General features: G+C 57.2%; 6 rRNA genes. All 6 read left to right on the top strand.

What is annotated here, in order from left to right:
- The first annotated feature begins 325 nt into the window (after positions 1–325).
- Positions 326–3,448 (top strand): 23S ribosomal RNA (locus LFT45_RS21235).
- 210 nt (positions 3,449–3,658) lie between these two features.
- Positions 3,659–3,775, top strand: a 5S ribosomal RNA gene (rrf, locus tag LFT45_RS21230).
- Positions 3,776–4,874: 1,099 nt separating this feature from the next.
- A 16S ribosomal RNA gene (locus LFT45_RS21225) occupies positions 4,875–6,396 on the top strand.
- A gap of 544 nt (positions 6,397–6,940) precedes the next feature.
- Positions 6,941–10,063, top strand: a 23S ribosomal RNA gene (locus LFT45_RS21220).
- A 211-nt stretch (positions 10,064–10,274) separates the two neighbouring features.
- A 5S ribosomal RNA gene (gene rrf / locus LFT45_RS21215) occupies positions 10,275–10,391 on the top strand.
- 1,100 nt (positions 10,392–11,491) lie between these two features.
- A 16S ribosomal RNA gene (locus LFT45_RS21210) occupies positions 11,492–13,015 on the top strand.
- The 16S, 23S and 5S rRNA genes sit together here, the layout of an rRNA operon.
- The last annotated feature ends 16 nt before the right edge of the window (positions 13,016–13,031 follow it).

Below are 13,031 nucleotides of genomic sequence, written 5' to 3'. Positions count from 1 at the left end.
TTGGCACACTGTTGGGTCCTGAGGCAACAGGACCGGGGAGGGTGCGGCTTTTGGCCGTGGCTTTGTCCGGGTTGTTTGTTTCTGGTTTCCTGGCTGCACCGATCACACGGTTGCTGCGTCTGTTGGCGCGGGTGTGTGTGGGGTGTGTGGTACGGGGTTGTTGTTTGAGAACTACATAGTGGACGCGAGCATCTTTTATAAGAAGCAATTTCCAAGAATATGAACCTGGATCTGGCTGCGCGTGATGATGGCACCCTTACGGGGTGTGGTTGTTGGGTGTGGTTGGTTTTCATGGTTCTCTCGTAAATTACTCCTTGATCTTTTGTGGTCAAGTTTTAAGAGCACACGGTGGATGCCTTGGCATTAGGAGCCGAAGAAGGACGTAGGAATCTGCGATAAGCCTGGGGGAGTCGATAACCGGACTGTGATCCCAGGGTGTCCGAATGGGGAAACCCCGCCAGACGCGCGAGTGATCTGGTGACCCGCATCTGAACACATAGGGTGCGTGGAGGGAACGCGGGGAAGTGAAACATCTCAGTACCCGCAGGAAGAGAAAACAACAGTGATTCCGTTAGTAGTGGCGAGCGAACGCGGATCAGGCTAAACCGACCCATGTGTGATAGCCGGCGGGCGTTGCATGGGCGGGGTTGTGGGACTTGTTGTCCTGGTTCTGCCGGACCGGGGAGGTGTGAGTGCTGGTATAGGTGAACGGTCTTGAAAGGCCGGCCGTAGAGGGTGTGAGCCCCGTAACCGTAATGCTGAGCGCCGCCTTTGATGAGTATCCCAAGTAGCACGGGGCCCGAGAAATCCCGTGTGAATCTGTCAGGACCACCTGATAAGCCTAAATACTCCCTAATGACCGATAGCGGACCAGTACCGTGAGGGAAAGGTGAAAAGTACCCCGGGAGGGAGTGAAACAGTACCTGAAACCGTGTGCTTACAATCCGTCGGAGCAGCCTTGTAGCTGTGACGGCGTGCCTTTTGAAGAATGAGCCTGCGAGTTAGTGTTACGTCGCGAGGTTAACCCGTGTGGGGAAGCCGTAGCGAAAGCGAGTCTGAACAGGGCGTTGCAGTGGCGTGATCTAGACCCGAAGCGAAGTGATCTACCCATGGCCAGGTTGAAGCGACGGTAAGACGTCGTGGAGGACCGAACCCACTTCAGTTGAAAATGGAGGGGATGAGCTGTGGGTAGGGGTGAAAGGCCAATCAAACTTCGTGATAGCTGGTTCTCCCCGAAATGCATTTAGGTGCAGCGTTGCGTGTTTCTTACCGGAGGTAGAGCTACTGGATGGCTAATGGGCCCTACAAGGTTACTGACGTCAGCCAAACTCCGAATGCCGGTAAGTGAGAGCGCAGCAGTGAGACTGTGGGGGATAAGCTTCATAGTCGAGAGGGAAACAGCCCAGACCACCAACTAAGGCCCCTAAGCGTGTGCTAAGTGGGAAAGGATGTGGAGTTGCGAAGACAACCAGGAGGTTGGCTTAGAAGCAGCCATCCTTAAAAGAGTGCGTAATAGCTCACTGGTCAAGTGATTCCGCGCCGACAATGTAGCGGGGCTCAAGTACACCGCCGAAGTTGTGGCATTCACATATTTTCCAAGCCTTCGTGGTTCAGGAGTGTGGATGGGTAGGGGAGCGTCGTGTGGGCGGTGAAGTCGCGGTGTAAACCAGCGGTGGAGCCTACACGAGTGAGAATGCAGGCATGAGTAGCGAAAGACGGGTGAGAAACCCGTCCGCCGGATGATCAAGGGTTCCAGGGTCAAGCTAATCTGCCCTGGGTAAGTCGGGACCTAAGGCGAGGCCGACAGGCGTAGTCGATGGACAACGGGTTGATATTCCCGTACCGGCGAAAAACCGCCCATGTTGAACAGGGGATACTAACCGCCCGAGACCTGCCCGACACCCCTTGTGGGTGAAGGGTTTTGGTGGAGCGCGGGACCTGATCCTGGGAGGCAAGCGTATTAACAGGTGTGACGCAGGAAGGTAGCCGAGCCGGGCGATGGTTGTCCCGGTCCAAGGATGTAGGGCGAACGGTAGGCAAATCCGCTGTTCATGTGCCTGAGATCTGACGGGACTCCCGTAAAGGGGGATTCGGTGATCCTATGCTGCCTAGAAAAGCATCGGCGCGAGGTTTTAGCCGCCCGTACCCCAAACCGACACAGGTGATCAGGTAGAGAATACTAAGGCGATCGAGAGAATTATGGTTAAGGAACTCGGCAAAATGCCCCCGTAACTTCGGGAGAAGGGGGCCCCAACCTTGAACGGTACTAGCGACCGGGAGGGGATCGGGGCCGCAGAGACCAGGGGGAAGCGACTGTTTACTAAAAACACAGGTCCGTGCGAAGTCGCAAGACGATGTATACGGACTGACTCCTGCCCGGTGCTGGAAGGTTAAGAGGACCGGTTAGCCGCAAGGCGAAGCTGAGAATTTAAGCCCCAGTAAACGGCGGTGGTAACTATAACCATCCTAAGGTAGCGAAATTCCTTGTCGGGTAAGTTCCGACCTGCACGAATGGAGTAACGACTTCCCCGCTGTCTCAACCATAAACTCGGCGAAATTGCAGTACGAGTAAAGATGCTCGTTACGCGCAGCAGGACGGAAAGACCCCGAGACCTTTACTATAGTTTGGTATTGGTGTTCGGAGTGGCTTGTGTAGGATAGGTGGGAGACGTTGAAGCCCGGACGCCAGTTCGGGTGGAGTCATCGTTGAAATACCACTCTGGTCACTTTGGACATCTAACTTCGGCCCGTAATCCGGGTCAGGGACAGTGCCTGATGGGTAGTTTAACTGGGGCGGTTGCCTCCTAAAAGTAACGGAGGCGCCCAAAGGTTCCCTCAGCCTGGTTGGCAATCAGGTGTCGAGTGTAAGTGCACAAGGGAGCTTGACTGTGAGAGAGACATCTCGAGCAGGGACGAAAGTCGGGACTAGTGATCCGGCGGTACATTGTGGAATGGCCGTCGCTCAACGGATAAAAGGTACCTCGGGGATAACAGGCTGATCTTGCCCAAGAGTCCATATCGACGGCATGGTTTGGCACCTCGATGTCGGCTCGTCGCATCCTGGGGCTGGAGTAGGTCCCAAGGGTTGGGCTGTTCGCCCATTAAAGCGGTACGCGAGCTGGGTTTAGAACGTCGTGAGACAGTTCGGTCCCTATCCGCTGCGCGCGCAGGAAATTTGAGAAGGGCTGTCCTTAGTACGAGAGGACCGGGACGGACGAACCTCTGGTGTGTCAGTTGTACTGCCAAGTGCACCGCTGATTAGCTACGTTCGGATGGGATAACCGCTGAAAGCATCTAAGCGGGAAGCTCGCTTCGAGATGAGATTTCCATACACCTTGTGTGTGAGAGGCCCCCAGCCAGACCACTGGGTTGATAGGCCGGATGTGGAAGCGAGGACTAACGACTCGTGAAGCTGACCGGTACTAATAGGCCGATAACTTACACCACACACCACCCCCGCAAACGGATTCAAAAGCGTTTGCACCCATGGGGGCGGTACAAAGAAACAAGACTGCTTGCGTCCACTATGTGGTTCCCAACCAACAAACCCGCCACCGGGCTTTGGTTCAGGAACCAACCAATAACTGAATACAACACCACAGTTGTAACACCACAAGATTTCCCACCCCCAGGAACACCGGGGGACGGGACACAGGGTTACGGCGGTCATAGCGTGGGGGAAACGCCCGGTCCCATTCCGAACCCGGAAGCTAAGACCCACAGCGCCGATGGTACTGCACCCGGGAGGGTGTGGGAGAGTAGGTCACCGCCGGACAACCATTAAAACGGTCGAGAGCCCCAACCAGACACCCTGGTCGGGGCTCTCCCGCATTTAACCCAGCAGCCACACCGGGCCCAGGCCCCGACGTCCATGTCGGGGCCTGAGCCGTTCAAAGCCGCCGCCTCTCGGGCGTGCCGGCCTCGCCGGCGGCTACCGGCCAGGGCGCCGGCAACCGGCCGGCAACCGGCGTCGCCGGCAGCTGCGGCTGCGCGTCGCGGACCCGGTCCGGGAGGTCCTTCGTCCAGGCCCAGAGGCCTACCCGGGGAAGGGGACGGGGTGCCGGTGCCGACTGTCCCCGGCGATGACCGGAGGCGCTTCGGTGGGGAACTTCACCACAGCAACGCCCCGCACGTTTTCGGGGTTGTGGTTCGTGAAGGCTGTGGTTTGTGGAGGCTGTGGTTTGTGGAGGGTGTGGTTGGTGGTGGCAAGGTGCCGGCCGGCGCCGGGCCCGCAGCCTGGCAGCCGGGTTGGGTCGGGGAGGACTCATCCCGGTGCGGGGGGACAACAGCTGCCGGCACAGACCGTTATGCCCGACTGTGACGCGGTCCATAAAACCGGTCCGGACCCTGGGTGGCTCCGTTGACCGCGTTGCCGGGCCCAAAACCCGCGGCAATTCAAGGGTTTCGGGACGGATCGGCGCCTCTCTTGGCCGGGTTGCTTTGGGGGTGGGGTGGGTGTAATGTATTCCAAGTCGCCGCGAGGGAGACAGCGAAGAGCTGGTAACCGCGGGCGGCCAAATCCCGAAATCAAGACCATGATCTGGTGACTTTTAGGTTGCTTGGGTGTGGTGGGGCTGGTTTTCCTGCCGATGAGGATCCTGAAACACGGATTTGCGTCGGGGAGTGGAACCGGGTAAGTTTGAAAAGTTGCTCCGGAGCGATCCTGAACGTTGGTTTGGGTGGTGCCGGGTGTGTCTGTTGTTTGAGAACTCAATAGTGTGCCAAGTTTGTTGATACCGATTTTTTATGAATTGGTTGATTGTGCCGGACTGTGCCACCCCCGTGGTGTGGTCTGGTGTTTTTAGCTGGTTTCAAATTTTGTGCAGCCTGGTTTCCGCGTTATTTCCGTGGTTCCTGGTTGTGTCTGTTTTACTTCAACGGAGAGTTTGATCCTGGCTCAGGATGAACGCTGGCGGCGTGCTTAACACATGCAAGTCGAACGATGATCCGGTGCTTGCACCGGGGATTAGTGGCGAACGGGTGAGTAACACGTGAGTAACCTGCCCTTGACTCTGGGATAAGCCTGGGAAACTGGGTCTAATACCGGATATGACTCCTCATCGCATGGTGGGGGTGGAAAGCTTTTGCGGTTTTGGATGGACTCGCGGCCTATCAGCTTGTTGGTGAGGTAATGGCTCACCAAGGCGACGACGGGTAGCCGGCCTGAGAGGGTGACCGGCCACACTGGGACTGAGACACGGCCCAGACTCCTACGGGAGGCAGCAGTGGGGAATATTGCACAATGGGCGAAAGCCTGATGCAGCGACGCCGCGTGAGGGATGACGGCCTTCGGGTTGTAAACCTCTTTCAGTAGGGAAGAAGCGAAAGTGACGGTACCTGCAGAAGAAGCGCCGGCTAACTACGTGCCAGCAGCCGCGGTAATACGTAGGGCGCAAGCGTTATCCGGAATTATTGGGCGTAAAGAGCTCGTAGGCGGTTTGTCGCGTCTGCCGTGAAAGTCCGGGGCTCAACTCCGGATCTGCGGTGGGTACGGGCAGACTAGAGTGATGTAGGGGAGACTGGAATTCCTGGTGTAGCGGTGAAATGCGCAGATATCAGGAGGAACACCGATGGCGAAGGCAGGTCTCTGGGCATTAACTGACGCTGAGGAGCGAAAGCATGGGGAGCGAACAGGATTAGATACCCTGGTAGTCCATGCCGTAAACGTTGGGCACTAGGTGTGGGGGACATTCCACGTTTTCCGCGCCGTAGCTAACGCATTAAGTGCCCCGCCTGGGGAGTACGGCCGCAAGGCTAAAACTCAAAGGAATTGACGGGGGCCCGCACAAGCGGCGGAGCATGCGGATTAATTCGATGCAACGCGAAGAACCTTACCAAGGCTTGACATGGACCGGATCGCCGCAGAAATGTGGTTTCTCCTTTGGGGCCGGTTCACAGGTGGTGCATGGTTGTCGTCAGCTCGTGTCGTGAGATGTTGGTTAAGTCCCGCAACGAGCGCAACCCTCGTTCCATGTTGCCAGCACGTAGTGGTGGGGACTCATGGGAGACTGCCGGGGTCAACTCGGAGGAAGGTGGGGACGACGTCAAATCATCATGCCCCTTATGTCTTGGGCTTCACGCATGCTACAATGGCCGGTACAAAGGGTTGCGATACTGTGAGGTGGAGCTAATCCCAAAAGCCGGTCTCAGTTCGGATTGGGGTCTGCAACTCGACCCCATGAAGTCGGAGTCGCTAGTAATCGCAGATCAGCAACGCTGCGGTGAATACGTTCCCGGGCCTTGTACACACCGCCCGTCAAGTCACGAAAGTTGGTAACACCCGAAGCCGGTGGCCTAACCCCTTGTGGGAGGGAGCCGTCGAAGGTGGGACTGGCGATTGGGACTAAGTCGTAACAAGGTAGCCGTACCGGAAGGTGCGGCTGGATCACCTCCTTTCTAAGGAGCACCTACAGGCCCACGGCCGCGTGTATGCGGGGTGTGTGTGGTTTGTCAGGAGTAAAGGCCCGCTGCGCAGGCGATCGTTCTGCGGCGGGTGCTCATGGGTGGAATATCAACAAATAGCGGCCGCGTGGTTTTGTCCTGTGTCTAGTACGGACGGGTTCCCTTTCGGGGGTGGCTGTCCTGGAACGGTGCGGGGCGGGGTTCATGCGGTTTAGTGTTTGGCACACTGTTGGGTCCTGAGGCAACAGGACCGGGGAGGGTGCGGCTTTTGGCCGTGGCTTTGTCCGGGTTGTTTGTTTCTGGTTTCCTGGCTGCATCGATCACATGCGTTTTGCCCTGCGGGGTGTGTGTGGGGTGTGTGGTACGGGGTTGTTGTTTGAGAACTACATAGTGGACGCGAGCATCTTTTATAAGAAGCAATTTCCAAGAATATGAACCTGGATCTGGCTGCGCGTGATGATGGCACCCTTTCGGGGTGTGGTTGTTGGGTGTGGTTGGTTTTCATGGTTCTCTCGTAAATTACTCCTTGATCTTTTGTGGTCAAGTTTTTAAGAGCACACGGTGGATGCCTTGGCATTAGGAGCCGAAGAAGGACGTAGGAATCTGCGATAAGCCTGGGGAGTCGATAACCGGACTGTGATCCCAGGGTGTCCGAATGGGGAAACCCCGCCAGACGCGCGAGTGATCTGGTGACCCGCATCTGAACACATAGGGTGCGTGGAGGGAACGCGGGGAAGTGAAACATCTCAGTACCCGCAGGAAGAGAAAACAACAGTGATTCCGTTAGTAGTGGCGAGCGAACGCGGATCAGGCTAAACCGACCCATGTGTGATAGCCGGCGGGCGTTGCATGGGCGGGGTTGTGGGACTTGTTGTCCTGGTTCTGCCGGACCGGGGAGGTGTGAGTGCTGGTATAGGTGAACGGTCTTGAAAGGCCGGCCGTAGAGGGTGTGAGCCCCGTAACCGTAATGCTGAGCGCCGCCTTTGATGAGTATCCCAAGTAGCACGGGGCCCGAGAAATCCCGTGTGAATCTGTCAGGACCACCTGATAAGCCTAAATACTCCCTAATGACCGATAGCGGACCAGTACCGTGAGGGAAAGGTGAAAAGTACCCCGGGAGGGGAGTGAAACAGTACCTGAAACCGTGTGCTTACAATCCGTCGGAGCAGCCTTGTAGCTGTGACGGCGTGCCTTTTGAAGAATGAGCCTGCGAGTTAGTGTTACGTCGCGAGGTTAACCCGTGTGGGGAAGCCGTAGCGAAAGCGAGTCTGAACAGGGCGTTGCAGTGGCGTGATCTAGACCCGAAGCGAAGTGATCTACCCATGGCCAGGTTGAAGCGACGGTAAGACGTCGTGGAGGACCGAACCCACTTCAGTTGAAAATGGAGGGGATGAGCTGTGGGTAGGGGTGAAAGGCCAATCAAACTTCGTGATAGCTGGTTCTCCCCGAAATGCATTTAGGTGCAGCGTTGCGTGTTTCTTACCGGAGGTAGAGCTACTGGATGGCTAATGGGCCCTACAAGGTTACTGACGTCAGCCAAACTCCGAATGCCGGTAAGTGAGAGCGCAGCAGTGAGACTGTGGGGGATAAGCTTCATAGTCGAGAGGGAAACAGCCCAGACCACCAACTAAGGCCCCTAAGCGTGTGCTAAGTGGGAAAGGATGTGGAGTTGCGAAGACAACCAGGAGGTTGGCTTAGAAGCAGCCATCCTTAAAAGAGTGCGTAATAGCTCACTGGTCAAGTGATTCCGCGCCGACAATGTAGCGGGGCTCAAGTACACCGCCGAAGTTGTGGCATTCACATATTTTCCAAGCCTTCGTGGTTCAGGAGTGTGGATGGGTAGGGGAGCGTCGTGTGGGCGGTGAAGTCGCGGTGTAAACCAGCGGTGGAGCCTACACGAGTGAGAATGCAGGCATGAGTAGCGAAAGACGGGTGAGAAACCCGTCCGCCGGATGATCAAGGGTTCCAGGGTCAAGCTAATCTGCCCTGGGTAAGTCGGGACCTAAGGCGAGGCCGACAGGCGTAGTCGATGGACAACGGGTTGATATTCCCGTACCGGCGAAAAACCGCCCATGTTGAACAGGGGATACTAACCGCCCGAGACCTGCCCGACACCCCTTGTGGGTGAAGGGTTTTGGTGGAGCGCGGGACCTGATCCTGGGAGGCAAGCGTATTAACAGGTGTGACGCAGGAAGGTAGCCGAGCCGGGCGATGGTTGTCCCGGTCCAAGGATGTAGGGCGAACGGTAGGCAAATCCGCTGTTCATGTGCCTGAGATCTGACGGGACTCCCGTAAAGGGGGGATTCGGTGATCCTATGCTGCCTAGAAAAGCATCGGCGCGAGGTTTTAGCCGCCCGTACCCCAAACCGACACAGGTGATCAGGTAGAGAATACTAAGGCGATCGAGAGAATTATGGTTAAGGAACTCGGCAAAATGCCCCCGTAACTTCGGGAGAAGGGGGGCCCCAACCTTGAACGGTACTAGCGACCGGGAGGGATCGGGGCCGCAGAGACCAGGGGAAGCGACTGTTTACTAAAAACACAGGTCCGTGCGAAGTCGCAAGACGATGTATACGGACTGACTCCTGCCCGGTGCTGGAAGGTTAAGAGGACCGGTTAGCCGCAAGGCGAAGCTGAGAATTTAAGCCCCAGTAAACGGCGGTGGTAACTATAACCATCCTAAGGTAGCGAAATTCCTTGTCGGGTAAGTTCCGACCTGCACGAATGGAGTAACGACTTCCCCGCTGTCTCAACCATAAACTCGGCGAAATTGCAGTACGAGTAAAGATGCTCGTTACGCGCAGCAGGACGGAAAGACCCCGAGACCTTTACTATAGTTTGGTATTGGTGTTCGGAGTGGCTTGTGTAGGATAGGTGGGAGACGTTGAAGCCCGGACGCCAGTTCGGGTGGAGTCATCGTTGAAATACCACTCTGGTCACTTTGGACATCTAACTTCGGCCCGTAATCCGGGTCAGGGACAGTGCCTGATGGGTAGTTTAACTGGGGCGGTTGCCTCCTAAAAAGTAACGGAGGCGCCCAAAGGTTCCCTCAGCCTGGTTGGCAATCAGGTGTCGAGTGTAAGTGCACAAGGGAGCTTGACTGTGAGAGAGACATCTCGAGCAGGGACGAAAGTCGGGACTAGTGATCCGGCGGTACATTGTGGAATGGCCGTCGCTCAACGGATAAAAGGTACCTCGGGGATAACAGGCTGATCTTGCCCAAGAGTCCATATCGACGGCATGGTTTGGCACCTCGATGTCGGCTCGTCGCATCCTGGGGCTGGAGTAGGTCCCAAGGGTTGGGCTGTTCGCCCATTAAAGCGGTACGCGAGCTGGGTTTAGAACGTCGTGAGACAGTTCGGTCCCTATCCGCTGCGCGCGCAGGAAATTTGAGAAGGGCTGTCCTTAGTACGAGAGGACCGGGACGGACGAACCTCTGGTGTGTCAGTTGTACTGCCAAGTGCACCGCTGATTAGCTACGTTCGGATGGGATAACCGCTGAAAGCATCTAAGCGGGAAGCTCGCTTCGAGATGAGATTTCCATACACCTTGTGTGTGAGAGGCCCCCAGCCAGACCACTGGGTTGATAGGCCGGATGTGGAAGCGAGGACTAACGACTCGTGAAGCTGACCGGTACTAATAGGCCGATAACTTACACCACACACCACCCCCGCAAACGGATTCAAAAGCGTTTGCACCCATGGGGGCGGTACAAAGAAACAAGACTGCTTGCGTCCACTATGTGGTTCCCAACCAACAAACCCGCCACCGGGCTTTGGTTCAGGAACCAACCAATAACTGAATACAACACCACAGTTGTAACACCACAAGATTTCCCACCCCCAGGAACACCGGGGGACGGGACACAGGGTTACGGCGGTCATAGCGTGGGGGAAACGCCCGGTCCCATTCCGAACCCGGAAGCTAAGACCCACAGCGCCGATGGTACTGCACCCGGGAGGGTGTGGGAGAGTAGGTCACCGCCGGACAACCATTAAAACGGTCGAGAGCCCCAACCAGACACCCTGGTCGGGGCTCTCCCGCATTTAACCCAGCAGCCACACCGGGCCCAGGCCCCGACGTCCATGTCGGGGCCTGAGCCGTTCAAAGCCGCCGCCTCTCGGGCGTGCCGGCCTCGCCGGCGGCTACCGGCCAGGGCGCCGGCAACCGGCCGGCAACCGGCGTCGCCGGCAGCTGCGGCTGCGCGTCGCGGACCCGGTCCGGGAGGTCCTTCGTCCAGGCCCAGAGGCCTACCCGGGGAAGGGGACGGGGTGCCGGTGCCGACTGTCCCCGGCGATGACCGGAGGCGCTTCGGTGGGGAACTTCACCACAGCAACGCCCCGCACGTTTTCGGGGTTGTGGTTCGTGAAGGCTGTGGTTTGTGGAGGCTGTGGTTTGTGGAGGGTGTGGTTGGTGGTGGCAAGGTGCCGGCCGGCGCCGGGCCCGCAGCCTGGCAGCCGGGTTGGGTCGGGGAGGACTCATCCCGGTGCGGGGGGACAACAGCTGCCGGCACAGACCGTTATGCCCGACTGTGACGCGGTCCATAAAACCGGTCCGGACCCTGGGTGGCTCCGTTGACCGCGTTGCCGGGCCCAAAACCCGCGGCAATTCAAGGGTTTCGGGACGGATCGGCGCCTCTCTTGGCCGGGTTGCTTTGGGGGTGGGGTGGGTGTAATGTATTCCAAGTCGCCGCGAGGGAGACAGCGAAGAGCTGGTAACCGCGGGCGGCCAAATCCCCGAAATCAAGACCATGATCTGGTGACTTTTAGGTTGCTTGGGTGTGGTGGGGCTGGTTTTCCTGCCGATGAGGATCCTGAAACACGGATTTGCGTCGGGGAGTGGAACCGGGTAAGTTTGAAAAGTTGCTCCGGAGCGATCCTGAACGTTGGTTTGGGTGGTGCCGGGTGTGTCTGTTGTTTGAGAACTCAATAGTGTGCCAAGTTTGTTGATACCGATTTTTTATGAATTGGTTGATTGTGCCGGACTGTGCCACCCCCGTGGTGTGGTCTGGTGTTTTTAGCTGGTTTCAAATTTTGTGCAGCCTGGTTTCCGCGTTATTTCCGTGGTTCCTGGTTGTGTCTGTTTTACTTCAACGGAGAGTTTGATCCTGGCTCAGGATGAACGCTGGCGGCGTGCTTAACACATGCAAGTCGAACGATGATCCGGTGCTTGCACCGGGGATTAGTGGCGAACGGGTGAGTAACACGTGAGTAACCTGCCCTTGACTCTGGGATAAGCCTGGGAAACTGGGTCTAATACCGGATATGACTCCTCATCGCATGGTGGGGGGTGGAAAGCTTTTGCGGTTTTGGATGGACTCGCGGCCTATCAGCTTGTTGGTGAGGTAATGGCTCACCAAGGCGACGACGGGTAGCCGGCCTGAGAGGGTGACCGGCCACACTGGGACTGAGACACGGCCCAGACTCCTACGGGAGGCAGCAGTGGGGAATATTGCACAATGGGCGAAAGCCTGATGCAGCGACGCCGCGTGAGGGATGACGGCCTTCGGGTTGTAAACCTCTTTCAGTAGGGAAGAAGCGAAAGTGACGGTACCTGCAGAAGAAGCGCCGGCTAACTACGTGCCAGCAGCCGCGGTAATACGTAGGGCGCAAGCGTTATCCGGAATTATTGGGCGTAAAGAGCTCGTAGGCGGTTTGTCGCGTCTGCCGTGAAAGTCCGGGGCTCAACTCCGGATCTGCGGTGGGTACGGGCAGACTAGAGTGATGTAGGGGAGACTGGAATTCCTGGTGTAGCGGTGAAATGCGCAGATATCAGGAGGAACACCGATGGCGAAGGCAGGTCTCTGGGCATTAACTGACGCTGAGGAGCGAAAGCATGGGGAGCGAACAGGATTAGATACCCTGGTAGTCCATGCCGTAAACGTTGGGCACTAGGTGTGGGGGACATTCCACGTTTTCCGCGCCGTAGCTAACGCATTAAGTGCCCCGCCTGGGGAGTACGGCCGCAAGGCTAAAACTCAAAGGAATTGACGGGGGCCCGCACAAGCGGCGGAGCATGCGGATTAATTCGATGCAACGCGAAGAACCTTACCAAGGCTTGACATGGACCGGATCGCCGCAGAAATGTGGTTTCTCCTTTGGGGCCGGTTCACAGGTGGTGCATGGTTGTCGTCAGCTCGTGTCGTGAGATGTTGGTTAAGTCCCGCAACGAGCGCAACCCTCGTTCCATGTTGCCAGCACGTAGTGGTGGGGACTCATGGGAGACTGCCGGGGTCAACTCGGAGGAAGGTGGGGACGACGTCAAATCATCATGCCCCTTATGTCTTGGGCTTCACGCATGCTACAATGGCCGGTACAAAGGGTTGCGATACTGTGAGGTGGAGCTAATCCCAAAAAGCCGGTCTCAGTTCGGATTGGGGTCTGCAACTCGACCCCATGAAGTCGGAGTCGCTAGTAATCGCAGATCAGCAACGCTGCGGTGAATACGTTCCCGGGCCTTGTACACACCGCCCGTCAAGTCACGAAAGTTGGTAACACCCGAAGCCGGTGGCCTAACCCCTTGTGGGAGGGAGCCGTCGAAGGTGGGACTGGCGATTGGGACTAAGTCGTAACAAGGTAGCCGTACCGGAAGGTGCGGCTGGATCACCTCCTTTCTAAGGAGCACCTACA

The sequence above is a fragment of the Arthrobacter sp. FW305-BF8 genome (genome assembly GCF_021789315.1).
GTDB lineage: Bacteria > Actinomycetota > Actinomycetes > Actinomycetales > Micrococcaceae > Arthrobacter.
The sequence above is the reverse complement of the archived record's forward strand: the minus strand, read 5'-3'. Positions and strand labels throughout refer to the sequence as shown.